Origin of the sequence: Stenotrophomonas rhizophila (assembly GCF_003651185.1) — a bacterium.
Classification (GTDB): domain Bacteria; phylum Pseudomonadota; class Gammaproteobacteria; order Xanthomonadales; family Xanthomonadaceae; genus Stenotrophomonas; species Stenotrophomonas maltophilia_Z.
In genome coordinates, this window is the sequence record NZ_RCDC01000006.1 from 11,101 (window position 1) to 37,111 (window position 26,011).

Sequence of the window (26,011 nt, forward strand, 5' to 3'; positions counted from 1 at the left end):
GTTCGCGGGGTTTTTTGTTTACCGCAGGACGCCCGGAATCAGTCGCCCAGAGTCAGCAGCGAGGCATTGCCGCCGGCCGCCGTGGTGTTCACGGTGACGGTCTTCTCGGTGGCAAAGCGCAGCAGGTAGTGCGGGCCGCCGGCCTTGGGGCCGGTGCCGGACAGGCCCTGGCCGCCGAACGGCTGCACGCCGACCACCGCACCGATCTGGTTGCGGTTGACGTACACGTTGCCCACGTTGATGCGCGAGGAAATGCGGTCGACGGTTTCATCGATGCGCGAATGCACGCCCAGGGTCAGGCCGTAGCCGGTCGCGTTGATCTGGTCGATCACCGCATCGAGCTGGTCGCCCTTCCAGCGGATCACGTGCAGCACCGGCCCGAAGATCTCCTTGTGCAGCTGGTCCAGGTTCTTCAGCTCGTAGGCACGCGGTGCGAAGAAGGTGCCGTGCGCGGCGTCGTCGCTGAGCGTGGCAGCGGCGATCAGGCGGGCGTCCTTCTCCATGCGCACCGCGTGATCCTTGAGGATCTGCAGTGCATCGGCATCGATCACCGGGCCGACGTCGGTCGACAGCAGGCCCGGGTCACCGACCTTCAGTTCGGCCATCGCGCCGGACAACATGGTCATCACCTTGTCGGCGATGTCGTCCTGCACGAACAGCACGCGTGCGGCCGAGCAGCGCTGGCCAGCGGAGGTGAAGGCCGACCCGATCGCATCCTTGACCAGCTGTTCCGGCAGCGCCGAGGAGTCGGCGATGAAGGCGTTCTGGCCGCCGGTCTCGGCGATCAGTACACCGATCGCAGCGTCGCGTGCGGCCATCGCGCGGTTGATCGCACGGGCGGTGTCGGTCGAGCCTGTGAAGGCCACGCCGGCCACGCGCGGGTCGGCGGTCAATGCGGCACCGACGGTCGCGCCGTCGCCCGGCAGGAACTGCAGCACGCCTTCCGGCACGCCGGCATCGAGCAGCAATTTCACTGCGTAATAGCCGATCAGGTTGGTCTGCTCGGCCGGCTTGGCGATCACGCTGTTGCCGGCGGCGAGCGCGGCGCTGACCTGGCCCAGGAAGATCGCCAGCGGGAAGTTCCACGGGCTGATGCAGACGAACACGCCGCGGCCGTGCAGCTGCAGTTCGTTGGATTCACCGGTCGGGCTCGGCAGCTTTTCGGCGTGGCCGAACTGCTCGCGCGCCTGCTTGGCGTAGTAGCGCAGGAAGTCGACCGCTTCGCGCACTTCGGCGATGCCGTCGGGCAGGCTCTTGCCGGCTTCCTTGACGCACAGCGCCATGAACTCGGGCATGCGCGCTTCCAGCTGGTCGGCGGCGTGTTCCAGGATCGCCGCGCGGCTGGCGGCCGGGGTGCGGTTCCAGGCCGGCTGCGCGGCCACGGCATTGGCCAGCGCCTTCTCGACGGTGGCGCTGTCGGCCGGCTGCCACTGGCCCACCACCTGGCGCGTGTCGGCCGGGTTGGTCACGTTCAACAGTGCGCCGGTCGGGTTGGCACCCGGCACCAGCGGCGCGGCGTGCCACCCGCTCTTACCCGGCGCGGGCACGGCGGCGTTGAGCTGCTCGGCCAGGGCACGCAGATCGTTGTCGTTGGCGAGATTGACGCCCATGGAGTTCTTCCTGTCATGGTTCTGGCTGCGCAGCAGATCGACCGGCAGCGGGATTTTCGGATGCGGAATGGACGCGAACGAGGAGACCACCTCGACCGGATCGCGGATCAGGTCGTCGATGGCCACGTTCTCGTCGGTGATGCGGTTGACGAAGCTGGAATTGGCGCCGTTTTCAAGCAGGCGACGCACCAGGTACGGCAGCAGGTCTTCATGCGAACCGACCGGCGCATACACGCGGCACGGCACGTTCAGACGGTCGGCCGGCACCACTTCGGCATACAGGTCATCGCCCATGCCGTGCAGCTTCTGGTGCTCGTACTGGCCGCCCTTGGCGATCGCCTGCACGGCCGCGATGGTGTGCGCGTTGTGCGTAGCGAACATCGGGTAGATCGCATCGCTGTGCGTGAACAGACGCTTGGCGCAGGCCAGGTAGGAGACGTCGGTGTTCTGCTTGCGGGTGAACACCGGGTAGGCCGGCAGACCGTCGATCTGCGCGCGCTTGATCTCCGCATCCCAGTACGCGCCCTTGACCAGGCGCACCTGCAGGCGGCGACCGATGCGACGGGCCAGGTCGGCCAGGTAGTCGATCGTGTAAGGGGTGCGCTTCTGGTAGGACTGCACGACCACACCGAAGCCTTCCCAACCGGCCAGCGAGGCATCGCTGACCACGGTCTCGATGATGTCCAGCGACAGTTCCAGGCGGTCGGTTTCTTCGGCGTCGACGGTGCAGCCGATGCCGTACGACTTGGCCAGCTGCGCCAGTTCCAGCACGCCCGGCACCAGGTCGGCCATGACGCGTGCGCGCTTGGCATGCTCGTAGCGCGGGTACAGCGCGGAGAGCTTGATCGAGATGCCCGGTGCCGAATTGACGTCGCCATCGGGACGGCCGCCGCGGGCCTTGTGGTCACCGCCGATCGAGTGGATCGCGCGACGGTAGTCTTCCAGGTAACGCTTGGCATCCTTCATGGTCAGCGCGCCTTCGCCGAGCATGTCGAACGAATAGCGGTAGCTGGCGTTGTCGCCCTTGTGCGAGCGCGACAGCGCTTCGTCGATGGTGCGGCCCATGACGAACTGGTGGCCCATGATCTTCATCGCCTGGCGCACGGCCAGGCGGATCACCGGCTCACCCACGCGGCCGATCAGGCGCTTGAACGCGCCCGGCACATCGGCGCGGGTGGCATCGTTGATCTGGACCAGGCGGCCGGTCAGCATCAGGCCCCAGGTGGAAGCGTTGACCAGCACCGAGTCGCTGCCGCCCATGTGCTTTTTCCAGTCGGCCTCGCCGAGCTTGTCGCGGATCAGTTTGTCAGCGGTCTCCTGGTCGGGAATGCGCAGCAGGGCTTCGGCCACGCACATCAGCAGCACGCCTTCCTCGCTGCCCAGATCGTACTGGCGCATGAAGGCTTCGATCGCGCCCTGGTCCTGGGCGCGCACGCGCACGCGCTTGACCAGGTCGGCAGCGGTGGCCTGCACCTTGGCCTGCTCGGCGGCCGGCAGGCGTGCCTGCTCGAGCAGCTCGCGCACATGGGTGGCCTCGTCCTTCAACCAGGCATCGGTGATCGCCTGGCGGAACGCGTCGGGAACGGCCGGCAGCTCGGGGGACAGCAGCGGCGGGCGGGCGGCGCCGGACGATGCCGGGGCAGGGGGAAGGACAGAGGATGCAGTCATGCCGGTCGGCTCGTGGAGAACTTGACCATTTTAATCGTTTTTTTGGCGAGTCAAGGGGTTTTCATGGTCGCGCCCATGCGGCGCATAGCCTTTCATACAGGGGGATTCGGCGGATTCGACCCGGCTGCCATTTATTATGCTGTTTTCGTCAAAACCGCCGCCGCAGGCAATGCTGTATTGCAACATTCCTGAAACTGTGAATGGACCCTTGCTACTCGCTGGAGAGCGGGGCTACCATCGAGACGTTTCCCGCGGCAGGAAAAAACGCGGTTGCGACATGATCGAGGTGCTCATCGCTCCGGACGGATCAGGGACGCAACTGCGGCTGCGCCCCCCACGGGCGCTCGATGCCCGGCAGTTCGTCCTGTTGTTTGTGGTGTTGGCGGGGGTGATGTGGCTGGCGGCCGGCCTGGGCTGGTTCACCGGCAATGTATTCGCCCCCGTGTTTGCTCTGCTGTACAGCGTGTTGCTGGCAGTGGCGCTGCGCACGGTGTGGCGCAGTGGAGAACGGCAGGAAGAGATCCGGGTGGTGCCGGCGTGTGTGGAAGTGATTCCCGCACCCGGGCATTCGCCGGTGTTCAGCGCCCACCCGCACTGGGTGAGGCTGATCGCCGACGAACGCAGAGTCCGGCTGGCATCCAGCGGTCGGCAGGTGGACGTGGGGAGTTTCCTCGCACCGGCCGAACGCCAGGTACTGGCTCAGAAACTAGAAGGCTTGCTCGCGGCCAATGACGGCCGCAACCGACGACGCTAAGGGTCTAGGCAATGAAGCAATGCAGAAAGTGGGGCAGGACGTTCGGGAAGTCAGTGTTGAGCGGGGTCGCGCTGCTGGCGCCGGCCATGGCGTGGGCCCAGGCGGCCGACCCCAAACCGTGGCAATTGAACATGGGCAAGGGGGTGACCCAGAGCTCGCGGTTGGCGTGGGAGTCCAACCTGTTCTCGCTGTGGGTCTGTACGGTGATCGGCGTGCTGGTGTTCGGCGCGCTGTTCTACGCGATCTTCAAATTCCGCAAATCCAAGGGCGCGGTGGCCGCCACCTTCAGCCACAACACCAAGGCCGAGGTCATCTGGACGGTGATCCCGGTGATCATCCTGGTGGTGATGGCCTGGCCGGCCACGGCCAATCTGATCAAGTTCTACGACACCCGCGATTCGGAAATGACCGTCAAGGTCACCGGGTATCAGTGGATGTGGAAGTACGACTACCTCGGCGAGAACGTCAGCTTCACCAGCCGCCTGGACCGTGAGTCCGACCGCGTGCGCCAGAGTGGCGTGGTGCCGACCCGGGACAGCCATCCGCATTACCTGCTGGATGTCGACAACCGTCTGGTGCTGCCGGTCGATACCAAGGTGCGCTTCGTGATCACCTCCGACGACGTCATCCACGCATGGTGGGTGCCGGCGCTGGGCTGGAAGCAGGATGCGATTCCCGGCTTCATCAACGAGGCCTGGACCAACATCGAACAGGTCGGCGTGTACCGCGGCCAGTGCGCCGAGCTGTGTGGCAAGGATCACGGCTTCATGCCGATCGTGGTCGAGGCGGTCTCCAAGGAGGATTACCAGAAATGGCTGGCCTCCAAAAAGCCTGCGCCGGCCCCTGCACCGCAGGCCGCTCCGGCGCCCGCGCCGGCTGCCCCGGCCGAGGCGGCCCCGGCACCTGCCGCTGAGCCTGCCGCGGCAGCAACAGACAGCAACGCCTGAAATCGAGCCGCGTCCGCCAGCCGGCGGATGCGGGTACCACCGGATACAGTGAGGTGTAGTTGCGATGGCGCATTCCGCAGTTGACCACGACGGGCATCACGGGCATCAGCAGGGGTTCTTCGAGCGTTGGTTCTTCTCGACCAACCACAAGGACATCGGCACGCTCTACCTGCTTTTCAGCTTCATCATGTTCATCATCGGTGCGGCGATGAGCGTGATCATCCGCGCCGAGCTGGCGCAACCGGGGCTGCAGTTCGTCAAGCCCGAGTTCTTCAACCAGATGACCACCGTGCATGCGCTGGTGATGATCTTCGGTGGCGTGATGCCGGCCTTCGTCGGCCTGGCCAACTGGATGATCCCGCTGCAGATCGGCGCGCCGGACATGGCGTTGCCGCGCATGAACAACTGGTCGTTCTGGCTGCTGCCGGTGGCCTTCAGCCTGCTGCTGCTGACCCTGTTCCTGCCCGGCGGCGCACCGGCCGGTGGCTGGACGCTGTACCCGCCGCTGTCGCTGCAGGGGGGCTACAACGTGGCCTTCAGCGTTTTCGCCATCCACGTGGCCGGCATCAGTTCGATCATGGGCGCGATCAACATTATCGCCACCGTGCTCAACATGCGCGCGCCCGGCATCGATCTGCTGAAGATGCCGATCTTCTGCTGGGCTTGGCTGATCACTGCCTTCCTGCTGATCGCGGTGATGCCGGTGCTGGCCGGTGCGGTGACGATGCTGCTCACCGACAAGTTCTTCGGCACCAGCTTCTTCAACGCCGCCGGTGGCGGTGACCCGGTGATGTACCAGCACATCTTCTGGTTCTTCGGGCACCCGGAGGTCTACATCATGATCCTGCCGGCGTTCGGCGTGGTCAGCGAGATCATCCCCACTTTCAGCCGCAAGCCGCTGTTCGGCTACCAGGCCATGGTCTACGCGATCGCCGCGATCGCCTTCCTGTCCTTCATCGTCTGGGCCCACCACATGTTCACCGTGGGCATGCCGCTGGGCGGCGAGATCTACTTCATGTTCGCCACGATGCTCATCTCCATCCCGACCGGGGTGAAGGTGTTCAACTGGGTCAGCACCATGTGGCGCGGCTCGCTCACCTTCGAAGCGCCGATGCTGTGGGCGGTGGCTTTCGTGATCCTGTTCACCATCGGCGGGTTCTCCGGCCTGATGCTGGCGATCGTCGTGGCCGATTTCCAATACCACGACACTTACTTCGTGGTTGCACATTTCCACTACGTACTGGTCACCGGTGCGGTGTTCGGGTTGATCGCGGCGGTGTACTACTGGTGGCCGAAGTGGACCGGGCGCATGTACAGCGAAACCTGGGCCAAGGTGCATTTCTGGTGGTCGATCGTGTTCGTGAACCTGCTGTTCTTCCCGCAGCACTTCCTCGGCCTGGCCGGCATGCCGCGGCGTATTCCCGATTACAGCGTGGCCTTCGCGGACTGGAACCTGATCAGCTCGATCGGCGCGTTCGGCATGTTCGTCACGCCCTTCATGATGGCCGCGATCCTGTGGCACTCGCTGCGTCACGGCGCGAAGGCCGCCGACCGCTGCTGGGAAGGCGCACGGGGCCTGGAGTGGACGATTCCCTCGCCCGCACCGGCGCACACCTTCACCACGCCGCCGACCATTCGTCCGGGTGATCTGGCCCATGACGACATCACCCATTGAGGCCGCTCATGACCAGTACCACCCGCACGCCGGATGAGCAGGCCCTGCAACGTCGCCGCGCGCATCGCACCGCGTGGGCGGTCGGGATCGTCGCGCTGATGGTCTATGGCGGCTTCATCCTCAGCGGGGTGATCGGGCGATGAGCGATCCGCGCCCGGCACCCGCGCGTCATGCGGGCCTGCCCCGCCTGATCGGGGTGGCGCTGGCGGTGTTCGTGCTGACCTTCTCGCTGGTGCCGCTGTACCGCATCGCCTGCGAGAAGGTGTTCGGCGTGCGCCTGGAGCGTGGCCCCGGGGCGGCGGCAGGCACTGCAGCTGCCACCGGCAAGCGCACCGTGCGGGTGGAGTTCGATGGCGGCGTGAATTCCAAGTTGCCGTGGGCGTTCCATCCCGAACAGCTGACGATGGACGTGGTGCCCGGCGAGCTCAACGAGGCGCTGTATTACGCGCGCAATGACAGCGATCGCGCGCTGGTCGGCAGTGCCGTGCCGTCGGTGGCACCGGCCAAGGCGTCGGGCTACTTCAGCAAGACCGAGTGCTTCTGCTTCACCGCGCAGACCCTGCAGGCCGGTGAGAAGCGCGACATGCCGGTGCGCTTCATCGTCGATCCCGACCTGCCGGCCAACATCACCACGATCACCCTGTCCTACACCTTCTACAAGAACGACGCCTTGTCCGCGCAGCTGGCCCCGGCCAGCCTGCCGACCGGCGCGCGTGCAGCTCCCTGATCCGGACCGGACCCAAGACCATGGCCCAGCAAAGCCCCGATGCGAACGTGTACTTCGTGCCCACGCACAGCAAATGGCCGTTCATCGGTTCCATTGCGATGATGGTGACCATGGTCGGCGTGGCCAGCTGGCTCAACGATTCCAGCTGGGGCAAGTGGACCTTCTACGCCGGCATCGCGATGCTGGTGCTGACCCTGTTCTGGTGGTTCAGCGATGTGGTGCGCGAATCGCAGGCCGGCAGCTACAACCGCCAGGTGGACGGCTCGTTCCGGATGGGGATGGTGTGGTTCATCTTCTCCGAAGTGATGTTCTTCGGCGCGTTCTTCGGGGCGCTGTTCTATACCCGCAACCTGGGCTTGCCGTGGCTGGGCGGGGCGGGCGATGGCGTGATGACCAATGAGTTGCTGTGGGACGGCTATTCGGCGGCGTGGCCGACCAATGGCCCCGGCGCGATCGGCGGGCACTTCCAGACCATCCCGGCCTGGGGCCTGCCGCTGATCAATACGCTGATCCTGCTCACCTCCGGCGTCACCCTCACCATCGCGCACCACGCGCTCAAGGCCGGTCACCGCCGCCAGCTGCTGGTCTGGCTGGGCATCACCGTGCTGCTCGGCGTGGGCTTCCTCACCCTGCAGGCGGAGGAGTACATCCACGCCTACAAGGAACTCAACCTCACCCTGGGTTCGGGCATCTACGGCTCGACCTTCTTCATGCTCACCGGTTTCCACGGCGTGCACGTGCTGCTGGGCACGGTCATGCTGGCGGTGATGTGGCTGCGCTCGTCGAAGGGGCATTTCACCCGCGACAATCACTTCGGCTTCGAAGCCGCCGCGTGGTACTGGCACTTCGTCGACGTGGTGTGGCTGATGCTGTTCCTGTTCGTCTACGTGCTGTAGCGTCGGTGCGACCTCCTGCCGCATCGACGCCGGTGCGGCCTCAGCCGCCGATGCCGTGGGGCTTGATCCAACCGCTGTAGATGCCGATGACCACCAGCACGATCAGCGCCACCGATACCGCGATGCGGCGGGTGAGGGCATTGACGGTGCGCTTGGTCTGGCCGCGATCGACCAGCAGGTAATACAGCCCGGCGCCCAGATTCCAGACGATGACGATCAGAAACGCGATTACCAGCAGGGTCTTCAACGAATCATTCATGCGCGGCTCGATGGCGTGGCGGGTGCGCCTATATCACCGCGTTTTGCCGGCGTTGTCATGATGCGCAAGCACACACGCCTGATCGGCTGGATCGCCGCGGTGCTGGTCATCCTCGCGTTCTGCCAGCTGGGCCGCTGGCAACTGCAGCGCATGCACGCCAAAGAAGCGTTGCTGGCCCAGCAGGTGCCCGCCCGCGCGCAGTCGCTCACGCTGCGCCAGGCCCAGGCCGCCCCGCCGTTGCTGCGCTGGGTGGAGGATCACGGTCGCTTCCTGCCCGGCACGATCCTGCTCGACAACCAGACCCGCGAAGGCCGCGCCGGCCTCAAGGTGTATCAGCCGTTCCAGAGTGACGACGGCGCACGCGTGCTGGTCGATCTGGGCTGGCTGCCGATGCCGCCGGATCGTGTCATCCCACCGATCACACCGCTTGCCGGCCATACGGCCATCAGCGGCCTGCTGGCGCCGTCACCGGCCACCGGGCTGGCCCTGGGGCCGGCGCTGTCGTCCGCGCCACAGCCGGGCGTCTGGCTGGCCAGCCGGATGCCACCCGACGACCTGGCCCGCGCGCTGTCACTGCCGACGGGCAGCCTTGGCGCGCGCGTGCTGCGGCTCGATCCGGCACTGCCAGGCGGTTACGCGCGCGATCTGGAGCTGCTGCCCAATACCCTGCCGCCCAGTCGCCATCTGGGCTACGCCGTGCAATGGTTCGGCCTGGCGTTGACCGTGCTGGTGGTCGCGCTGGTCCTGGAATTCCGTCGCCATCGCCGCCGGCGTGGCACTCCCCGGCGCTGACCGGCTCAACATGAGAAAATGCCGCCCATGAATGCCACTTCCCCGGCCCGGCTGCCGTCCCGTTCACGCGGCCGCTGGACCCTGATCGCGTTGTTCGGCGTGTTCTTCGGCGCCATGGCGCTGGCGGGCGTGCTGCGCTTCTCCGGCTGGCAGCCGACCTCGCACCGCAATACCGGGGAGCTGCTGCAGCCGCCGGCCGATCTGCGCGCACTGCCGCCGACCCTGGCCGATGGTCAGCCGTACCCGTGGAACCCCAACGATCGCACCTGGCGGATCCTGGTGGCCCCGTCTGCCAGCTGTACCAGCGAGTGCGTCACTTTGTCGCAGGGATTGGGCAAGGTGTGGCAGCTGTTCGGCCATAACGCCGATAATGTCGAGATCCTGTGGCTGGGCACGCCGCCGGCCGAGGTCCAGGGCATGCCCGCACTGCGCGCGCTGCGCGCCCAACCGGACCTGCGTGCCGCTTTGCCCGCCGTGGATGACGCCGCCGGCACGCCTGTGTATGTGATCGATCCCAACGGATTCGTGATCATGCGGTACGCGCCGGGATTCGATATGGCCGGTCTGCGCAAAGACCTGGCCACGCTGCTGAAACTGAAGTGAGTTCCGTTTAGATGAGCCTCTCCGCACGCCCGGTGCTGCACCGCAATTTCCACCGTCTGGCGTGGTTTGCGCTGATCATGACCGCCAGCACGATCATGTTCGGTTCGTTCGTGCGCCTGTCCGATGCGGGCCTGAGCTGCCCGGACTGGCCGACCTGCTATGGCCGTGTCACCTGGCCGCAGCACGCCGAGGAAGTGATCGGCCACGAGGCCGCCAAGATCCGCCCGCTGGAAACGCACAAGGCGTGGCGCGAGCAGGTGCACCGTTTCCTGGCCGGTGCACTCGGCATCGAGATCCTCACCCTGGCGCTGCTGGCCACGCGTCGTCGTCGCTGGGGCAACACGGCGGTGATCACCGCCTGTGTGCTGGTGGCGACCGGCATACCGCTGTACATGATGGGCATGCACGTCCCCGCGAGCATCATCGCCCTGATCGGCGAAGCGATCCTGCTGATCGCCGCGCTGCGCTGGACCAACATCGACCTGGCCCGCGCCGCGTTGCTGACGCTGGCGGTGGTGATCTTCCAGGCGCTGCTCGGCATGTGGACGGTCACCTGGCTGCTCAAGCCGATCGTGGTCATGGGCCATCTGCTCGGCGGCATGCTCATGTTCGGCCTACTGGTGTGGATGGCGTGGCGCGCCACGCATATGCCGATCACCCTGGCCGAGGCGCCCAGGCTGAAGTGGCTGATCCGCGCCGGCGTGGCCGTGCTGGTCGCGCAGATCGCCCTCGGCGGCTGGGTCAGCGCCAACTACGCCGCACTCGCCTGCGGTGGCGGCAGCGCCTCGCTGGACAATTTCCCGCGCTGCGTCAGCCAGTGGTGGCCGCCGCATGATTTCAAGGAAGGCTTCACCCTGTGGCGTGGCATCGGCGTGGATTACGAAGGGGGCGTGCTCGACGGCGCCTCGCGCATCGCGATCCAGATGGCGCACCGCGTGATGGCGATCGTGGTCGCCGTGTACCTGCTGTGGCTGTCGGTGCGCCTGTTCCGCCTGCCGAGCATGCGCGGCTGGGCGAGTGCCCTGGGTCTGCTGGTGGTGTTGCAGATCACCCTGGGCATCCTCAACGTGAAGCTGGCGGTGCCGCTGGAAGTGGCCGTCGCGCACAGCGGGGGCGCCGTGGCCCTGCTGTTCGTGCTGGTGACCTTGCTGGCGCGCCTGCGCGCGCCGGATGCCGAGGGTGGCAAGGCCAGCGCTGCGTCCACTGCCGTGCAGGCAGGCTGACGGCATGGCCAGTTACCGTCAGTACTGGGATCTGACCAAGCCCAAGGTCGTCGCCCTGATCGTGTTCACCGCGCTGGTGGGCATGTTCCTGGCCATCCCCGGGGTGCCGACCGCGCAGCAGGCGCTGGACGGCGCCCTCGGCTTCCTCGGCATCTGGCTGGCCGCTTCGGCCGCCGCAGCGATCAACCAGCTGCTGGACGCGCGCATCGATGCGCAGATGGCGCGCACCTCGTGGCGCCCGCTGGTGGTGGGCAAGGTCAAGCCTTGGCAGGTGCTCGTCTTCGCGGGCCTGCTGATCGCGCTGTCGATGACGATCCTGGTGGTCTGGGTCAACGTGATCACCGCCGTGCTGACCTTCGCCTCGCTGATCGGGTACGCGGTGATCTACACCGTGTACCTCAAGCGCGCGACCTCGCAGAACATCGTCATCGGCGGCCTCGCCGGTGCTACCCCGCCGATGCTCGGCTGGGCCGCGATCACCGGCATGCAGGGCCCGTGGGACTGGGCCTACGCGTCGCTGCTGGTGCTGATCATCTTCATCTGGACCCCGCCGCACTTCTGGGCGTTGGCGATCTTCCGCCGCGAGGATTACGCCAAGGCGGAAATCCCGATGCTGCCGGTAACCCACGGCGTGGCCTACACCCGCAAGTCGATCATGGTCTATTCGATCGCCCTGGCCATCGTCAGCCTCCTGCCGGTCGTGGTCGGCATGAGCGGCATGTTCTATCTCGGTGGCGCGATCGTGCTCAACGCGGTCTTCCTCTGGTACGCCTGGCGCATGCTGAATCCGCCGGACGAACTGTTCTCGATGAAGATGTTCGGCTACTCCATCGTCTACCTGATGGCGCTGTTCGCCTTCCTGATGGTGGACCACTGGATGTTGCCGTTCCTGTGAGCTTCCTGCGCCGGCCTTGAAACGGGCCACAGCATCGCCATTGCTTTCATGACCCCAACAGGACGTGACGGTATGAAGCGATGGCTCTGGATGGCTGTAATGGTGGCTTCGATGGTGTGCGGCACAGCCGCTGCCGTGCCGGCAGGCAGTGTCGCTGACACCGCAACGCAGATAGTGACCTTGGCGGGCAACCACCGGCTGGTGATGCTGGGCGAATACCACGGCACCGCCGAGACACCGCTGCTCGTGGCCGACCTGATGGAACGCTACAGCCGCGACACCGCACCGGTGCGGTTGGGCCTGGAACTGCCGATGAGCGAGAACGCCGCGCTGGCGCGTTACCTGCGCTCCAGCGGCGATGCTGATGCGCGGGCGGCACTGCGCACCTCGCCGTTCTGGCAGGTAAAGGACGACCAGCACGACGGGCGCCGCAGCCGGGACATGCTGGCGCTGATCGAGACGCTGCGCGTGCTGCGCCTGCAGGGGCGCGACATAGGCGTGGCCGGCTATGACATTGAAATCAGTACGTACGACAGCGATATGGATCGCGACGCTGCGATGGCCACGCACTTGCGCCAGCAGTTCAACGCACTGCCGGCCGGGGCGCGGATGGTGGTGCTCACTGGTAACGTGCACGCGATGCGCCACCCCTTCGCGGACGCGCCGCCGGAGATGAAGCACCGCACCATGGCGTCGTACCTGCTGGACCTTCCGCTGTACAGCGTGCGCGTGGAAGCGCTGCGTGGGCAGTTCTGGGGCTGCATGAACCCCTGCCGCGCGCTCACGCTGCGTGAATTGCCGGCGCAGGATCCGGTCGTCGAAACGGATCCGGAACGGTCCTACGACGTGTGGGTGCATCTGCCGGCGCTGAGCGTGGGGACGCTGACGGACCCGTAGCGAGGCCGAATGCCGAGGATGCGGTGCCCTGGTAGGGTCGCTTCCCAAATGACCGCACGCAGACACCACCAGCCCGGTAAGGCATGACCTTTACCGGAGTTCGGCTTTGTAAGCGCCGTTACGTTTGCGACCGCGCTTACCCTCCGCCAATCATCGATACCGGCGGGGCGCTTCTCCGCATCCTGCGACCGCGCCGCGCTGCATCCATGCGCGGTGTCATCTGGGAGACGACCTCCCGGCACTCCCCTCACATGGATGGCGCTTGAGGCACGGTCTCTTGTAAGGAACCCCCGCGTCGAGGGGGGGGGACAGATTGCACGACCTGCAACGATACACAGCGCTCACTTTCATCAGAAACAACCCCGTAGAAATGACGTCGCGAGACTTTGCTCGCTCAATCTCATGGTGCTCAAGTGACGTCCATAAGAGACATCGGGGTCGTAGCCGCTACGGCTACTGGCCTGCTCATCAGTGCAGAAGCATCTGCTGCGATGAAAACCCTGAGTCGTGCCAACTGTCTGTTGTCCGTCAATGAATCAATCACGTATGACAGGCCGCTTTTCAGGAGAATGCCGGGATCAGCCGCGAGCACACATCATGCGCAAGGTGTGACCTTCATGAATTCTTTGGCCGTGTCGTTGCTGATTGTCGCGTCGCTGTACAGTGCCCCGAGCTTCAGTGCCCAGAACGACGTGGATGCGGTAGGAAAGTGGTTGAATGAGCGAACCATGCGCGCCGCAATGGAAGACAGCAGCAATGGAGTGCGCCGCTCGTCGGAGCAGGGTACCTATCAGGTCATTCCCCTGTCTGAGTTGGATGCACCCGAAGAAGTCAAGCAACACTTCCGTGCCGAAATAGCGCTAAGTCGAGCCGGAGTGCGACGGGTTTCCAATGGCGAGATCCCATCGCAGGGCCAGCTGATCTCTTCGCTTCCGAGAACCGTACGTTCCAACGCAGAACTGCGTCGGCGATTGCCTTCGCCGCCATCCGATCTCCAACGCACAATTCTCGGTGCGGCGGAGCTGATCGGAATGGAGCCAAGCGGCGCACTGGATGGGCTCAAATCCACCGGTCTAACCCGTTTCTATCGCGTGAATGGCTTGGGTATCGTCGAGTTCAATGAACACAACTTTCGTGCCCCAGGCAGCAAAGTAGAGGTGATCGCAGAGTTTCAGAACATCCGCGTTAACGGTGTGCCTGCGCAGCTGGAACAAGTCTCGGATGATCTTGGGCGCAGCCGCGCAACGTTGGAATGGGCAGGGGAAAACAAGGCCTACTCGCTGATCGCTATCGGGGAAGGCGACGTGGAGCAAAAAGCCATCGTGTTGCAACAGATCGCCGCTGGTGTGAAAGATTGATACGACGGCGATAACAGCGCAACGCTTCCACGGGCTGTCCTCCGGTAGGGTCGCTCGACAGATGACTTGCGATATCGGCGGTCGTCTGTCGAGCGACCCTACCGCGGGGTGGCCGGGTCACGTGCATACCGCTGCGCGATCATCGCGCAGACGATCAACTGGATCTGGTGGTAGATCATGATCGGCAGCACGATCGCACCGAGGCTGCCGCCGGCGAACAGCACCTTGGCGATCGGCACGCCGGTGGCCAGGCTCTTCTTGGAGCCGCAGAACAGGATGGTGATCTCGTCTTCGCGGTTGAAGCCCAGCCGGCGCGCGATGAAGCGGATCAGCGGCATCGCGATGCCGAGCAGCACCGCCGCCACCACCGCCACACTGAGCAGCGACAACAGCGGCGTCTTGCTCCACAGCCCTTCGCTGACCGCTTCGCCGAAGGCGGAGTAGACCACCAGCAGGATCGTGCCCTGGTCGGTATAGCGCAGCAGCGCGCGCTGCTTCTCGACCCAGCGGGCGATCCACGGGCGCAGCAGATGGCCGGCCACGAACGGCACCAGCAACTGCAGCATGATGCTGACGATGGCCTGGCCGGGGTTGTGCATGCCGCCTTCGGTGCCGGCCAGCAGGGCCAGCAGCAGCGGGGTCAGGAAGACGCCGAGGATGCTCGACAGCGAGGCGCTGCACACCGCCGCCGGGACATTGCCACGGGCGATCGAGGTGAACGCGATCGAGGACTGCACGGTGGACGGCAGCGCGCACAGGAACAGCACGCCGATGTACAGCTCGGGCGTGAGCAGCCAGCCATCCAGCGGTTTGAACATCAGGCCCAGCAGCGGGAACATCACGAACGTGCAGGCCAGGATGGTCAGGTGCAGGCGCCAGTGCAGCAGGCCGGCGACGATCGATTCACGCGGCAGGCGCGCGCCGTGCAGGAAGAACAGCGCGGCGATGGCGACGTCAGTGACATCGTCGAGCACCATCGCGGCGGCGCCGTGCATCGGCAGGAAGGACGCCAGCAGCACGGTGCAGAGCAGGGCGAGGGTGAAGTTGTCCGGTCGCAGGCGCGACCACCAGCGGGTCATGGTGGGCAGGCTCCTGTAGAGCAGGGAAGTAAGCGGGAGAAGAAGAGCAGGGTCAACGCGCGGCGTCCTGCTCCAGCAGGGCACGGGTCGGCGCTTCCAGCGAGGTCATGCCGGCCGCGCGGCCGAACTGCAGGGCCTGATCCACCGAGGCACCGTCATGCGCCTGCAGCAGTGCCAGCAGCGCACCGGCGCGATTGCCGGAGGCGCAGTGCAGCAGCACCTGGCCCTGGCTCTGCGCCAGCGCGGTACGCAGGGCCTGCGCATTGGCGTCGGTCAGGCCGGCGGCACCGGCAACGGGGATGCGCACATAGCGCAGCCCCAGGCGTTCGGCCGCGGCGGTTTCATCGAAGCCGCGCGCTTCGTCGGGCTGGCGCAGGTCGATCAGCGTCGTGACCCCGGCCGCGGCGGCCTGCTGCAGCTGAGCGGCGCTGGGTTGTCCTGCGGTGTACAGCTGCGGCCGTGGCTGCGCGAAGGGCAGCTCCGCGGCCCAGGCGGGCATGCATAGCGCCAGCAGTGCGGAGATGACGCCAGCGCGGAGCCAGCGGAGGATCGATGCAGCGGGACGGGCGAGGTGGGATGCCACGGCGGCTCCGTTGGTCAGAAGCGGAGGGTGCTGCGCGCCTTGAGCAGTTCGCGCAGCTCGTACTTGTCAGTATCGTCCAGACCCTGCTGGCTCTGCTTTGCCTGAAGCTCATCCAGACGTTGCATCAGCAGCTGTTTCTCCAGCTGGGCCACCGCGTCATGCAGCTCCTGGGTCCACATCGCCTCATCGCCGGGCAGGGTCTGCGCGGCCAGCTTGTGCAGCGATTCCTGTTCCTCGCGGCCTTCGAAGTGCTCCAGCAACGCCCCGGTGCTGATGTCCGGGCGCTGCTCGACCAGGGTCAGCAGTTCGGTCAGCAATTCGATGCCGGGCAGGCGCAGGCCGGTGAAGTGGTGGCCTTCCAGCGTCATCGCCAGCGAGGGCTGCTGCAGCAGGATCGCGATGGCCGCGCGCACCAGGCTGCGGCGCTGTGCCGGTGCCACCGCGCGCTGCGGTTGGCGTGAGGGCTGCGCGGATGCACCGGGCTTGGCGCCCAGCCCGGTCAGCGTGGTCAGCTGCTGCTTCATCAGGTCGCCGAAGGCGCCATCGGGAATCTGCGCCAGCATCGGCTTGGCCCGTTCGGCCAGGCGTGCCTTGCCGTCGAGCGTGCCCATGTTGACCTCACGGGTGAGCTCGTCGAAGAAGAACTGCGACAGCGGCGTGGCCTGCTGCAGGCGGGCATCGAAGCCCTCGCGGCCTTCCTTGCGCACGATGGTGTCCGGGTCTTCGCCATCGGGCAGGAACAGGAAGAAGGCTTGGCGGCCGTCCTTCATGCGCGGCAGCACCGACTCCAGCGCACGCCAGCCGGCGCGCCGGCCGGCGGCATCGCCATCGAAGCAGAAGAACACGTCCGGCGCATTGCGGAACAGCAGCTCGGCGTGGTCCGGCGTGGTCGCCGTGCCCAGTGTCGCCACCGCCTGGGTGACGCCGAACTGGAACAGCGAGACCACGTCCATGTAGCCCTCGACCACGATCAGCCGCTCGATCTTCTGGTTGGCCTGGCGCACCTGCCACAGGCCGTACAGCTCGCGGCCCTTGTGGAACAGCGCGGTTTCGGGCGAGTTGAGGTACTTCGGGCCGTCGTCTTTTTCCATCACCCGGCCGCCGTAGGCGATCACGCGGCCACGGCGGTCGAAGATCGGGAACATGACCCGGTCGCGGAACTTGTCGTAGACGTGGCCACGGTCGTTCTTGGAAAACAGGCCGGCGCGGTCGAGCAGCTTCATCCGCCGCTCGTCCTTGCCCAGGGCATCCTTCAGCGCGCTGTAGCCATCCGGTGCGTAACCGATGGCGAAGCGCTCGCGGTTCTCTTCATCGACTCCGCGCTGGTCCAGGTAGGCGCGCGCCTTGTCGCTGCCCTTCAGCGCGGTCTGGAAGAAGCGCGTGGCCGCATCCAGCGCCGAGTACAGATCGCGGCTGTCGTCCTGCTGCTGGGCGGTGCGCGGCTGGGTATCGCGCGGCACTTCCATGCCCACGCGCTTGGCCAGCTCATCGACCGCGTCGAGAAACTCGAGGCGGTCGTAATTCATCAGGAAGCTGATCGCCGTGCCATGCGCGCCGCAGCCGAAGCAGTGATAGAACTGCTTGGTCGGTGAGACCGTGAACGAGGCCGAGCGCTCGTCATGGAACGGGCAGCGCGCTGCGTATTCCTTGCCCTGGCGCTTCAACGGCACGCGACTGCCCACCACCTCGACAATGTCGGAGCGGGCCAGCAGGTCGTCGATGAATGCGTCGGGGATACGGGCCATGGGCAGCAGGCGGGGGCATGGCCGCTCACGGCCACGCACGGAAGCGGGGGTACCGCTAGTCTACTAGCTGCCGGCCGGTTCGCCCGGTTTCGGTGGCTCCACCCCAGCCTCGGCGAGGACGGCATGGGCGCGCAGGCGCTCATCAATCACCGAGGTCATCAGTGCACCGACGAAGAAGACCACCGTGGCGTAGTAGATCCACACCAGCGAGATCACCAGCGCGCCCATCGAGCCATACGCGCTGCCCGGTGCGACGGTGGCGATGTACAGGCCGATGCCATAGCGGCCCAGTGCGAACAGGGCCGAGGTGATCGCACCACCGATGAAGGCCTGGCGCCACGCCACGCGGCGGTCCGGCAGGTAGTGGTAGAGGAAGGCGAAGCCCACGGTGTACAGGGCCAGGCTGGTCAGATAGCCGATCGCCGGCAGCACCGAGGGCAGGTGCGCGAACACGACCTGCAGCATCGTGGTGGCGGTCATCGAGAGGATCAGCAGGAAGCCCAGCGCCAGCACCACGCCGAACGAAAACACGCGCTTGCGCAACCAGGCCACGATGCCGTCCAGGCGCTCGCCGCTGGTGTTGAAGATCAGGTTCAGGGCGTTCTGCAGCTGCGCGAACACCGCCGTGGCACCAATGAACAGCAGCAGGGTGCTCCACACGCCGGCCAGCGTGCCGATGTCCGGCTGGTTGTTGGCGTTGCTGAGCACGGTCTCCGCCACCGAGGCGGCGCTGGTGCCGGCCACATCATTGATCTGGCCCAGCAGCGCCTGCTGCGCCGGGGGGTACAGCGAGGCGGTCAGCCACAGCAGCAGCACCAGCAGCGGCGCCATCGAGAGCAGGGCGTAGAAGGCCAGCGCGGCGGCCTGGGTCATCACGTCTGCATCGATGAAGCGGCGTAGCAGCACGGCGGGGAAGCTCTGCTCCAGCCGCGCCAGGTGTTTGCGGACGGTGGACAGGGAAGGGCGCGTATGCGGCATGGACGGCGTCAGATCGGGAGCGAGGCCTCCGTTCTAGCAAATCGCCGGGTTGAGCCGGGTGAAGTGGTTCGATCAGGTCAAGATCTTGACGGATATCGCGTTATCCTTTTGCCCGGTTTTCCACCTTCACAGCAGAAAGGACGCTTCATGAAAGGAATGGTCTACACGACGATGGTGCTGTTGGCCGCTGCAGGGCCAGCGATGGCGTCCCCGGCCTGCGAAAAGGCCTTCAAGACGGTAGGGGATCCGCGCAACGGCGCCCTTTACATGGCCGATCTCACCTTGCCGGGGTTGAAGGTTCAGAGCGCGCTGGACCAGCTGCGCAAGATCGGCGGCGATGACAAGTTCGAGGTCGGCGGCCAGCTGGTGGACGGCGACAGCGGCGATCAGTACCTGATCCAGCGAGAAGGCCTGCGCACCCCGCTGGTGATGGTTGCGACGGCCGACCGCACCGGCCGCGTCACCCTGGCGACCAAGCTGGCCCGCGGCCAGACGATCGAGCCGCAGGCGGCCAAGCAGTCGATGTGCGAGATGCTCGGCAAGCTGAAGGCAGGCAGCCAGGGCGATGCGCTCGCTGCGGCGGGGCGTTCGCAGTATCCAATGCCGGCGGTAGAGACGGTGGCCGCACCGGACCTGTCCAAGAAAATGGGCAAGGAAGTGAAAGACACCATGGCGCTGTACCGCAGTGCCGGCGCCTTCAAGGACATGTTGCTGGGGACCACCACCAACAAGGAAGACAAGGGCGATCGCTCGGCCACCTTCCTGCCGCTGTACGCGAAGTACGTGGGGCGGCGCTATCAGATCGACGGCCAGATCTATACGGTCAACACCAACACGTATTCGACCAAGCCCGGCGAGGTCGGCTCGATCAACTATCTGGTCACCCCGACCCGCGGCCTGCTGCGCGTCCGCCAGAACGACACGTTCAACAACAACAACTACACCATCCGCTGCGAATTCGCGTCGGACCAGGCCGCCAACTTCACCATGCTGCGCGAGCGCGACTGGGCCAAGCTGGAAGGCGAGATCAGTTCGATCGAGGAAAGCTCGATGACGCTGCGCAACTGTCGCCAGGCCTCGTAACAACGGACCTGTTGAAACGGAAAAGGCCCGCGAGATGCGGGCCTTTTCACTGCGGCGTGGCGGCGGGATTCAGCCAGCCAGCTGCTGCTTGACCAGCTTGGACACCAGGCCCATGTCGGCCTGACCGGCCAGGCGCGGCTTGAGGGCGCCCATCAGCTTGCCGATGTCGGCCGGGGTGGTCGCGCCGGTTTCGGCGATGGCGGCCTGGATGGCGGCCACGATCTCGGCCTCGCCCAGCTTGGCCGGCAGGTACTGGTCGATCACCACGATTTCCTCGCGCTCGATCACGGCCAGGTCTTCGCGGTTGGCGGCTTCGAACTGGGTGACCGAGTCCTTGCGCTGCTTGACCATCTTTTCCAGCACGGCGAGCACGGAGGCGTCGTCCAGCTCGATGCGCTCGTCGACTTCGCGCTGCTTGATCGCGGCGTTCATCAGGCGGATCACGCCCAGGCGGTGCTTCTCGCCGGCCTTCATGGCGGCCTTCATGTCATCGGTGAGCTGCTGCTTCAGGCTCATGGGAACACCTCGTGTCGGTGGAAAAGGAAAACGGGGCGCCGAAGCGCTGGAACGCAAAAAGCCGGTAACGCTCGCGCGTTCCGGCTTCGGCTCCGTCACGACAGGCCAAGGCCTGCCGTATCGAAGTTGCGTCCGATCAGTACAGGCGCTGACGCTTGGTGACGTCGCGCGACGAACGGCGCAGCTGACGCTTCACAGCAGCGGCAGCCTTACGCTTACGCTCCTGGGTCGGCTTTTCATAGAACTCGCGCTTGCGGGTTTCGGCCAGCACGCCGGCCTTTTCGCAGGTGCGCTTGAAGCGACGGAGCGCAAACTCGAAGGGCTCGTTCTCGCGGACTTTAACGCTGGGCATGGAATCTCCGGGACACAGTAGAACCGGGTCACGCCCGGTGAGAGCCGCACATTATAGCGGCGAGAAAAGAAGTTGCAACCCACCCCGGCGAACTTCTTGGCCACGGGTGATGCGCAGACAGGCCAGCGTACGTCTGCCGGGGCCTGAAGAGGTCCATAATACCCATTATGCGAGTCCTTGGTATCGAATCTTCCTGCGATGAGACCGGCGTGGCGGTGTATGACACCTCCCTGTCCGGGATCGACGCCCTGCGCGCCCATGCGGTCTACAGCCAGATTGCCCTTCACGCCGAGTACGGCGGGGTGGTGCCCGAGCTGGCCAGCCGCGACCACGTGCGCAAGCTGCTGCCGCTGATCCGGCAGACCCTGGCCGAGGCCGGCATGACCGTGGCCGACATCGACGGGGTGGCCTATACCGCCGGCCCCGGCCTGGTCGGCGCGCTGCTGGTCGGGGCGGGCGTGGCCCGTTCGCTGGCTTGGGCGCTGGAGGTGCCGGCGGTCGGTGTACACCATATGGAAGGGCATCTGCTGGCCCCGCTGATGGAAGACGACCCGCCGCAGGCGCCCTTCGTGGCCCTGCTGGTGTCCGGTGGGCATACCCAGCTGGTCGCCGTGGACCGGATCGGCCAGTACCGCCTGCTCGGCGAGACCCTGGACGACGCCGCCGGCGAGGCCTTCGACAAGACCGCCAAGCTGATGGGCCTGCCGTACCCCGGTGGCCCACAGTTGGCCGCCTTGGCCGAGCGCGGCACGCCGGGCCGGTTCAAGTTCACCCGCCCGATGACCGACCGCCCCGGGCTGGATTTCAGCTTCTCCGGGTTGAAGACCCAGGTCCTGCTGGCCTGGCGCGACAGCGACCAGAGCGAGCAGACCCGCGCCGACATTGCCCGTGGCTTTGAAGATGCGGTGGTCGACACCTTGGCGATCAAGTGCGAGCGCGCGCTGGAGGCGGCGGGCACCGATGTGATCGTGGTGGCCGGCGGGGTCGGGGCCAACAAGCGCCTGCGCGCCAAGCTGCAGCAGATGGCTGCCCGCCGTGGTGGCCGCGCCTGCTTCCCGCGCCCGGCGCTGTGCACGGACAACGGCGCGATGATCGCCTTCGCTGGCGCGCTGCGTCTTGAAGCGGGCCAGCACACTCCGCCCCAGGTGCAGGTCACGCCGCGCTGGGATATGGCGACGCTGCCGGCGGTGTAGGGCGCGCCCACTCACCCCGGTTCCCGGCACATTCCGGACAGCCCCGTTACCATGGTCGCCATCTTCCACGTGGCATGGCTATGGACAAGGTATTCATTGAAGGGCTCGAAATCGATGCCCTGATCGGGATCTACGACTGGGAACGGCGGATCCGCCAGACCCTGCGTTTCGATCTCGAAATGGGCTTCGACAACCGCCGCCCGGCGGCCAGCGACGACATCGCCGATACCCTCAATTACAAAGCCGTCAGCAAGCGCATCGAGCAATTCGTGCGTGACTCGGACTACGGCCTGGTCGAAACCCTGGCCGAGCGCATCGCCGAGATCGTGCTGCGTGAATTCAACGTGCAGTGGCTGCGCCTGAAGCTCAGCAAGCCCGGCGCGGTACGCGGCGCGCGCGCGGTCGGCGTGATCATCGAGCGCAGCGCGCAGGACCTGGCAACGCCCTGATACCCCTGATAGGAGAGCGATACACGATGTTGGATGCGGTAGTGGCAACCCGATGGCTGGACAGTGTCCAGCGGACCCTGGAACCCTGGCCTTGGGCCTACACCCTGCTGGTGCTGGCGGCGCTGGCCCTGGCGGCCTGGCTGGCCAACTTCGTCACCAAGAAGATCCTGCTGCGCGGTCTGCGCAAGCTGGTCAACCGCCTGCCTGGCCACAGCGCGGGCAATGAAGGTGGCAACAACCTGCGGGTGATCTCGCGGCTGTCCAACGTGGTGCCGAGCATGGTGATCGCCGCCGGCATCCGGATCGTGCCCGACCTGCCGCCGGAGCTGGTGGAGTTCGTGATCGGGGCGTGCCGGGCGTGGGCGGTGCTGACCGTGGCGCTGGCCGTCTCGCATGCGCTGGACGCCGCCAACGATCTGTACGAGCGCCGCCCGGATGCGCGCAACAAGCCGATCAAGGGCTACCTGCAGGTCGTGAAGATCATCGTCTTCGTGATCGCCGGCCTGTCGATCGTGGCGACCCTGCTGGGGGTGAAGCTCGGCCCGCTGGTCACCGGCCTCGGCGCGGCCACCGCGGTACTCATGCTGATCTTCCAGGATACGATCCTGTCGCTGGTGGCCAGCGTGCAGATCAGCGGCGATGGCCGGGTGCGGCTGGGCGACTGGATCGAAATGCCCAGCCAGAACGCCGATGGCGATGTGATCGATATCGCGCTGCACACCATTACCGTGCAGAACTTCGACAAGACCATCACCACGATCCCGACCAAGAAGCTGGTGACCGAGTCGTTCAAGAACTGGCGCGGCATGCAGGAAGCGGGCGGGCGCCGGATCAAGCGCTCGTTGTATCTGGACCAGCACAGTGTCGGCTTCGTCGATGCGCCGATGCTGGCCGAGCTGGAGCAGTTCGCGGTGCTGGGCGATTACCTGCGCGGCAAGCAGGCCGAGCTGCAGCAGTACAACGCCGAACTCCAGGCCAAGGGCGTGGCGGCCGTCAATGCGCGCCGGGTCACCAACCTGGGCACCTTCCGCGCCTATGTGGAGCGCTATCTGCAGCACCATCCGGGCATCCATACGGAGATGACCCTGCTGGTACGGCAGCTGCAGCCCACCACACAGGGCCTGCCACTGGAGATCTACTGCTTCACCCGCAGCACGGCGTGGGGTGAGTACGAGGGCGTGCAGTCGGACGTGTTCGATCACCTGCTGGCGATCCTCCCGGCCTTCGGGCTGCGGGTTTTCCAGGAATCCAGCGATGCCATGTTGATGGCGGGGCAGCAGCGCCTGGCCGCTGCGGAGTAAGCTCCTGTGCCTCCGTCGCCGCCCGCGCGGCGGCGGGGGTCTCCCTCCGGGGAAGAAAAATGAACGCAAAAGTCATTCACAACGGCTTCGGGAACGCTAGAATCCCGGGCTTGTAAACGTTTTCATAAGGACAGCCGGTGGCCGCCGATCGTATCGAAACCCTCATTGCCCAGATGACCGTCGTTGAAAAAGTCGGCCAGCTGGGTGTGTTCGCCGACATGGTCCGCCCGTTCGCGCCGGATGTGAATCCGGAAGCCAACGTCAGCAACGCCGACCAGGTGCTGCAGCAGGTGCGCGAGGGCAAGGTGGGCTCGCTGTTCAATGGCGTGGGCGTGGAAGCCGGCCGCCGCATCCAGCAGGTCGCGCTGGAAGAAAGCCGCCTGAAGATCCCGGTGATCCTGGCTGCGGACGTGATCCATGGCATGCGCACCGTGTTCCCGATCCCGCTGGGCGAGGCCGCGAGCTTCGAGCCGGATCTGGCTGAGCGCACCGCACGTGCCACCGCGGTGGAAGCCACCGCCGCCGGCCTGCACTGGACCTATGCGCCGGCCGTGGATATCGCCCGCGACCAGCGCTGGGGCCGTGGCGCCGAGGGCGCCGGTGAAGACGTGGTGCTGGGCTGTGCATTCGCCGCCGCCCGTGTGCGCGGCTTCCAGGGCCCGGACCTGCGCGCCGACGATGCGCTGCTGGCCACGCCGAAGCATTTCGCCGCTTACGGCGCGGTGATGGCCGGCATGGAATACAACATGGTGGACATCTCGCCGCAGACCCTGCGCGACGTCCACCTGCCGCCGTTCAAGGCCGCCTTCGAAGCCGGCGCCCTGACCGTGATGTCCTCGTTCAACGACATCAACGGCGTGCCGGCCAGCGCCAACGCCGAGCTGCTGACCGACATCCTGCGCGGGGAGTGGAACTTCCCGGGCGTGGTGATCTCCGATTACACCGCCGACATGGAACTGGTCGCGCACGGCTATGCCGCCGATGACCGCGACGCCACCGCCAAGGCCTTCACTGCCGGCCTGGACCTGAGCATGCAGAGCGGCTTCTACGCCGAGCACCTGCCGGGCCTGATCGAGAGCGGCGAAGTGCCGATGGCCACCCTGGACGAATCGGTGCGCCGCATCCTGCGCCTGAAGGACGCGATCGGTCTGTTTGACGACCCGTACCGCTCGCTCGATCTGGCACGCGAAGCGGACACCTCGCATATCGCTGCGCATGACGAACTCTCGCGCGATGCCGCGCGCCGCTCGATCGTGCTGCTCAAGAACGCCGAGTCGGTGCTGCCGCTGGAGAAGGCCGGGCAGAAGATCGCGCTGATCGGGCCGTTCGTGCAGGACCGCGAGAACATCGAAGGCTGCTGGACCTTGTTCGGCGACAAGTCGCGCTACGTCACCCTGGAAGCCGGCGTCCGCGCGGCGATCAGCGATGAAGCGCTGCTGGAGATCGTGCCGGGCTGCGATCTGGAAGCGGCCGTGCAGGACGGTATCGAACAGGCGGTCGCTGCCGCGCTGCGTGCCGATGTGGTGGTACTCGCGCTGGGCGAACCGCAGCGGTACAGCGGTGAAGCCCAGTCGCGCGTGGAGATCACGCTGCCGCCCGCGCAGCAGGCATTGGCCGAGGCAGTGGCGATGACCGGCAAGCCGCTGGTGGTGCTGCTGCGCAATGGCCGCGCGCTGGCCCTGCAGGGCGCCGTGCGCAATGCGCATGCCGTGGCGATCACCTGGTACCTGGGCACCCAGACCGGGCACGCCGTGGCCGATGTGCTGTTCGGTGACTACAACCCGTCCGGGCGCCTGCCGGTCAGCTTCCCGCAGGTCTCCGGCCAGCAGCCGTACTTCTACAACCACGCGCGTACCGGTCGCCCGGAGCTGCCGACCATGTCCGAGTTCAAGGCACGCTGGCGCGAGATTCCGAACGAGCCGGCATACGCCTTCGGCCACGGTATCGGCTACACCACGTTCGCCTATGGCGTGCCGCAGCTGAGCAACGCGCAGCTGGGCTGGGACGACGCCCTGACCATCACCACCACGCTGACCAACACCGGCGCGGTGGCCGGTGAGGAAGTGGTGCAGCTGTACATCCACGATCGCGTGGCCAGCCGCGTGCGGCCGGTGCGCGAGCTGAAGGGTTTCGACAAGATTGCCCTGCAGCCGGGTGAGAGCACCGAGGTGCACTTCACGCTGGACCGCCATGCGCTGGGCTTCACCGGTCGCGATGGCGTGTTCCGCGCCGAGCCGGGCCAGTTCGAGCTGTGGGTGTGCGCATCGTCGGTCAGCGGCGAGCCGGTGATCTTCGAGCTGCTGGCCGCCTGAGCCGGCCTGGCGTCATCCGGTAGTGCCGGCCGCTGGCCGGCACCACCGTGAGCCATCATCGGCGGCTGACGTTTCGGCGGGTACGCTGGCTCCCTCGTGAAACCGATGGAGCCCCC

General features: G+C 66.1%; 26 protein-coding genes. 18 read left to right on the plus strand and 8 right to left on the minus strand.

Going from position 1 to position 26,011, the window contains the following annotated elements; genetic code table 11:
• Positions 1 to 38: 38 nt before the first annotated feature.
• Positions 39 to 3,278: a bifunctional proline dehydrogenase/L-glutamate gamma-semialdehyde dehydrogenase PutA gene (gene putA / locus BCL79_RS14265; RefSeq protein WP_121042246.1), complete on the minus strand. Its 3,240-nt coding sequence runs from the start codon at positions 3,276 to 3,278 to the stop codon at positions 39 to 41.
• Positions 3,279 to 3,290: 12 nt separating this feature from the next.
• Here putA and BCL79_RS20120 point away from each other — a divergent pair, with 12 nt between their 5' ends.
• The 7 genes from BCL79_RS20120 (at position 3,291) to BCL79_RS14290 (ending at position 8,277) form a co-directional block, all read left to right on the plus strand.
• Positions 3,291 to 3,470: a hypothetical protein gene (locus BCL79_RS20120; protein WP_147433906.1), complete on the plus strand. Its 180-nt coding sequence runs from the start codon at positions 3,291 to 3,293 to the stop codon at positions 3,468 to 3,470.
• An 85-nt stretch (positions 3,471 to 3,555) separates the two neighbouring features.
• Complete coding sequence (locus BCL79_RS14270) at positions 3,556 to 4,032, plus strand: DUF2244 domain-containing protein (protein WP_121042248.1); 477 nt, start codon at positions 3,556 to 3,558, stop codon at positions 4,030 to 4,032.
• Between the two features lie 11 nt (positions 4,033 to 4,043).
• A complete protein-coding gene (gene coxB, locus BCL79_RS14275) occupies positions 4,044 to 4,979 on the plus strand; it encodes a cytochrome c oxidase subunit II (protein WP_121042249.1) in 936 nt (311 codons plus the stop codon).
• Positions 4,980 to 5,043: 64 nt separating this feature from the next.
• Positions 5,044 to 6,654, plus strand: a complete 1,611-nt coding sequence (gene ctaD / locus BCL79_RS14280) for a cytochrome c oxidase subunit I (RefSeq protein ID WP_019185997.1) — start codon at positions 5,044 to 5,046, stop codon at positions 6,652 to 6,654.
• A gap of 8 nt (positions 6,655 to 6,662) precedes the next feature.
• The gene (locus BCL79_RS20515) at positions 6,663 to 6,797 is read left to right on the plus strand and encodes a hypothetical protein (RefSeq protein WP_259462181.1); all 135 of its coding nucleotides are present in this window, start codon (positions 6,663 to 6,665) and stop codon (positions 6,795 to 6,797) included.
• Complete coding sequence (locus BCL79_RS14285; RefSeq protein ID WP_121042251.1) at positions 6,794 to 7,381, plus strand: cytochrome c oxidase assembly protein; 588 nt, start codon at positions 6,794 to 6,796, stop codon at positions 7,379 to 7,381. The genes BCL79_RS20515 and BCL79_RS14285 overlap by 4 nt, the downstream gene beginning before the upstream one ends.
• A gap of 20 nt (positions 7,382 to 7,401) precedes the next feature.
• Entirely contained in the window at positions 7,402 to 8,277 is an 876-nt protein-coding gene (locus tag BCL79_RS14290) for a cytochrome c oxidase subunit 3 (RefSeq protein WP_121042253.1), read from the plus strand.
• A gap of 40 nt (positions 8,278 to 8,317) precedes the next feature.
• On the opposite strand, the gene BCL79_RS14295 is transcribed toward BCL79_RS14290, so the two are convergent.
• Positions 8,318 to 8,536 carry a twin transmembrane helix small protein gene (locus tag BCL79_RS14295; RefSeq protein WP_019185993.1) on the minus strand — a complete coding sequence of 73 codons (219 nt, stop codon included), beginning with the start codon at positions 8,534 to 8,536 and terminating at the stop codon, positions 8,318 to 8,320.
• 57 nt (positions 8,537 to 8,593) lie between these two features.
• On the opposite strand from BCL79_RS14295, the gene BCL79_RS14300 reads away from it, so the two are divergent.
• The 6 genes from BCL79_RS14300 (at position 8,594) to BCL79_RS14325 (ending at position 14,304) form a co-directional block, all read left to right on the plus strand.
• Positions 8,594 to 9,328: an SURF1 family protein gene (locus BCL79_RS14300; RefSeq protein ID WP_121042255.1), complete on the plus strand. Its 735-nt coding sequence runs from the start codon at positions 8,594 to 8,596 to the stop codon at positions 9,326 to 9,328.
• A gap of 27 nt (positions 9,329 to 9,355) precedes the next feature.
• The gene (locus BCL79_RS14305; protein ID WP_121042257.1) at positions 9,356 to 9,931 is read left to right on the plus strand and encodes a hypothetical protein; all 576 of its coding nucleotides are present in this window, start codon (positions 9,356 to 9,358) and stop codon (positions 9,929 to 9,931) included.
• A gap of 11 nt (positions 9,932 to 9,942) precedes the next feature.
• Positions 9,943 to 11,154 (plus strand): COX15/CtaA family protein, encoded by a 1,212-nt coding sequence (locus BCL79_RS14310; protein WP_121042259.1) that lies wholly within the window; start codon positions 9,943 to 9,945, stop codon positions 11,152 to 11,154.
• 4 nt (positions 11,155 to 11,158) lie between these two features.
• Positions 11,159 to 12,049, plus strand: a complete 891-nt coding sequence (gene cyoE, locus BCL79_RS14315; RefSeq protein WP_121042261.1) for a heme o synthase — start codon at positions 11,159 to 11,161, stop codon at positions 12,047 to 12,049.
• A 72-nt stretch (positions 12,050 to 12,121) separates the two neighbouring features.
• Positions 12,122 to 12,946 carry a calcium-binding protein gene (locus tag BCL79_RS14320; RefSeq protein WP_226956685.1) on the plus strand — a complete coding sequence of 275 codons (825 nt, stop codon included), beginning with the start codon at positions 12,122 to 12,124 and terminating at the stop codon, positions 12,944 to 12,946.
• 491 nt (positions 12,947 to 13,437) lie between these two features.
• Positions 13,438 to 14,304 (plus strand): hypothetical protein, encoded by an 867-nt coding sequence (locus BCL79_RS14325; RefSeq protein ID WP_183073791.1) that lies wholly within the window; start codon positions 13,438 to 13,440, stop codon positions 14,302 to 14,304.
• A 98-nt stretch (positions 14,305 to 14,402) separates the two neighbouring features.
• On the opposite strand, the gene BCL79_RS14330 is transcribed toward BCL79_RS14325, so the two are convergent.
• The 4 genes from BCL79_RS14330 to BCL79_RS14345 all read right to left on the minus strand — a co-directional run bounded on the left by BCL79_RS14330 (position 14,403) and on the right by BCL79_RS14345 (position 18,689).
• A complete protein-coding gene (locus tag BCL79_RS14330; RefSeq protein WP_121042267.1) occupies positions 14,403 to 15,383 on the minus strand; it encodes a bile acid:sodium symporter family protein in 981 nt (326 codons plus the stop codon).
• 52 nt (positions 15,384 to 15,435) lie between these two features.
• Positions 15,436 to 15,882: a beta-lactamase hydrolase domain-containing protein gene (locus BCL79_RS14335; RefSeq protein WP_183073792.1), complete on the minus strand. Its 447-nt coding sequence runs from the start codon at positions 15,880 to 15,882 to the stop codon at positions 15,436 to 15,438.
• A gap of 98 nt (positions 15,883 to 15,980) precedes the next feature.
• The gene (dnaG, locus tag BCL79_RS14340) at positions 15,981 to 17,711 is read right to left on the minus strand and encodes a DNA primase (protein ID WP_121042271.1); all 1,731 of its coding nucleotides are present in this window, start codon (positions 17,709 to 17,711) and stop codon (positions 15,981 to 15,983) included.
• 63 nt (positions 17,712 to 17,774) lie between these two features.
• Positions 17,775 to 18,689 (minus strand): YihY/virulence factor BrkB family protein, encoded by a 915-nt coding sequence (locus BCL79_RS14345; protein WP_121042273.1) that lies wholly within the window; start codon positions 18,687 to 18,689, stop codon positions 17,775 to 17,777.
• A gap of 147 nt (positions 18,690 to 18,836) precedes the next feature.
• Here BCL79_RS14345 and BCL79_RS14350 point away from each other — a divergent pair, with 147 nt between their 5' ends.
• On the plus strand, positions 18,837 to 19,772 hold the full coding sequence (locus tag BCL79_RS14350) for a hypothetical protein (protein WP_226956686.1): 936 nt from the start codon (positions 18,837 to 18,839) through the stop codon (positions 19,770 to 19,772).
• Positions 19,773 to 19,841: 69 nt separating this feature from the next.
• On the opposite strand, the gene BCL79_RS14355 is transcribed toward BCL79_RS14350, so the two are convergent.
• Both BCL79_RS14355 and rpsU read right to left on the minus strand, forming a co-directional pair.
• Complete coding sequence (locus BCL79_RS14355; RefSeq protein WP_121042277.1) at positions 19,842 to 20,288, minus strand: GatB/YqeY domain-containing protein; 447 nt, start codon at positions 20,286 to 20,288, stop codon at positions 19,842 to 19,844.
• A 136-nt stretch (positions 20,289 to 20,424) separates the two neighbouring features.
• Positions 20,425 to 20,640 (minus strand): 30S ribosomal protein S21, encoded by a 216-nt coding sequence (gene rpsU / locus BCL79_RS14360; protein ID WP_002808376.1) that lies wholly within the window; start codon positions 20,638 to 20,640, stop codon positions 20,425 to 20,427.
• A gap of 167 nt (positions 20,641 to 20,807) precedes the next feature.
• Here rpsU and tsaD point away from each other — a divergent pair, with 167 nt between their 5' ends.
• From tsaD to BCL79_RS14380, 4 genes are all read left to right on the plus strand, one after another.
• Positions 20,808 to 21,833, plus strand: a complete 1,026-nt coding sequence (gene tsaD, locus BCL79_RS14365) for a tRNA (adenosine(37)-N6)-threonylcarbamoyltransferase complex transferase subunit TsaD (protein WP_121042279.1) — start codon at positions 20,808 to 20,810, stop codon at positions 21,831 to 21,833.
• Between the two features lie 80 nt (positions 21,834 to 21,913).
• A complete protein-coding gene (folB, locus tag BCL79_RS14370) occupies positions 21,914 to 22,282 on the plus strand; it encodes a dihydroneopterin aldolase (protein WP_088434566.1) in 369 nt (122 codons plus the stop codon).
• A 26-nt stretch (positions 22,283 to 22,308) separates the two neighbouring features.
• Positions 22,309 to 23,583 (plus strand): mechanosensitive ion channel family protein, encoded by a 1,275-nt coding sequence (locus BCL79_RS14375; protein ID WP_121042281.1) that lies wholly within the window; start codon positions 22,309 to 22,311, stop codon positions 23,581 to 23,583.
• Between the two features lie 137 nt (positions 23,584 to 23,720).
• The gene (locus BCL79_RS14380; RefSeq protein WP_121042283.1) at positions 23,721 to 25,895 is read left to right on the plus strand and encodes a glycoside hydrolase family 3 N-terminal domain-containing protein; all 2,175 of its coding nucleotides are present in this window, start codon (positions 23,721 to 23,723) and stop codon (positions 25,893 to 25,895) included.
• Positions 25,896 to 26,011 lie beyond the last annotated feature (116 nt).

Coding starts and splice junctions, on each gene's coding strand:
- putA (WP_121042246.1), bottom strand. CDS start 3,278: ATGACTGCATCCTCTGTCCTTCCCCCTGCCCCGGCATCGTCCGGCGCC.
- BCL79_RS14270 (WP_121042248.1), top strand. CDS start 3,556: ATGATCGAGGTGCTCATCGCTCCGGACGGATCAGGGACGCAACTGCGG.
- coxB (WP_121042249.1), top strand. CDS start 4,044: ATGAAGCAATGCAGAAAGTGGGGCAGGACGTTCGGGAAGTCAGTGTTG.
- ctaD (WP_019185997.1), top strand. CDS start 5,044: ATGGCGCATTCCGCAGTTGACCACGACGGGCATCACGGGCATCAGCAG.
- BCL79_RS20515 (WP_259462181.1), top strand. CDS start 6,663: ATGACCAGTACCACCCGCACGCCGGATGAGCAGGCCCTGCAACGTCGC.
- BCL79_RS14285 (WP_121042251.1), top strand. CDS start 6,794: ATGAGCGATCCGCGCCCGGCACCCGCGCGTCATGCGGGCCTGCCCCGC.
- BCL79_RS14290 (WP_121042253.1), top strand. CDS start 7,402: ATGGCCCAGCAAAGCCCCGATGCGAACGTGTACTTCGTGCCCACGCAC.
- BCL79_RS14295 (WP_019185993.1), bottom strand. CDS start 8,536: ATGAATGATTCGTTGAAGACCCTGCTGGTAATCGCGTTTCTGATCGTC.
- BCL79_RS14300 (WP_121042255.1), top strand. CDS start 8,594: ATGATGCGCAAGCACACACGCCTGATCGGCTGGATCGCCGCGGTGCTG.
- BCL79_RS14305 (WP_121042257.1), top strand. CDS start 9,356: ATGAATGCCACTTCCCCGGCCCGGCTGCCGTCCCGTTCACGCGGCCGC.
- BCL79_RS14310 (WP_121042259.1), top strand. CDS start 9,943: ATGAGCCTCTCCGCACGCCCGGTGCTGCACCGCAATTTCCACCGTCTG.
- cyoE (WP_121042261.1), top strand. CDS start 11,159: ATGGCCAGTTACCGTCAGTACTGGGATCTGACCAAGCCCAAGGTCGTC.
- BCL79_RS14320 (WP_226956685.1), top strand. CDS start 12,122: ATGAAGCGATGGCTCTGGATGGCTGTAATGGTGGCTTCGATGGTGTGC.
- BCL79_RS14325 (WP_183073791.1), top strand. CDS start 13,438: ATGAAAACCCTGAGTCGTGCCAACTGTCTGTTGTCCGTCAATGAATCA.
- BCL79_RS14330 (WP_121042267.1), bottom strand. CDS start 15,383: ATGACCCGCTGGTGGTCGCGCCTGCGACCGGACAACTTCACCCTCGCC.
- BCL79_RS14335 (WP_183073792.1), bottom strand. CDS start 15,882: ATGCCCGCCTGGGCCGCGGAGCTGCCCTTCGCGCAGCCACGGCCGCAG.
- dnaG (WP_121042271.1), bottom strand. CDS start 17,711: ATGGCCCGTATCCCCGACGCATTCATCGACGACCTGCTGGCCCGCTCC.
- BCL79_RS14345 (WP_121042273.1), bottom strand. CDS start 18,689: ATGCCGCATACGCGCCCTTCCCTGTCCACCGTCCGCAAACACCTGGCG.
- BCL79_RS14350 (WP_226956686.1), top strand. CDS start 18,837: ATGAAAGGAATGGTCTACACGACGATGGTGCTGTTGGCCGCTGCAGGG.
- BCL79_RS14355 (WP_121042277.1), bottom strand. CDS start 20,288: ATGAGCCTGAAGCAGCAGCTCACCGATGACATGAAGGCCGCCATGAAG.
- rpsU (WP_002808376.1), bottom strand. CDS start 20,640: ATGCCCAGCGTTAAAGTCCGCGAGAACGAGCCCTTCGAGTTTGCGCTC.
- tsaD (WP_121042279.1), top strand. CDS start 20,808: ATGCGAGTCCTTGGTATCGAATCTTCCTGCGATGAGACCGGCGTGGCG.
- folB (WP_088434566.1), top strand. CDS start 21,914: ATGGACAAGGTATTCATTGAAGGGCTCGAAATCGATGCCCTGATCGGG.
- BCL79_RS14375 (WP_121042281.1), top strand. CDS start 22,309: ATGTTGGATGCGGTAGTGGCAACCCGATGGCTGGACAGTGTCCAGCGG.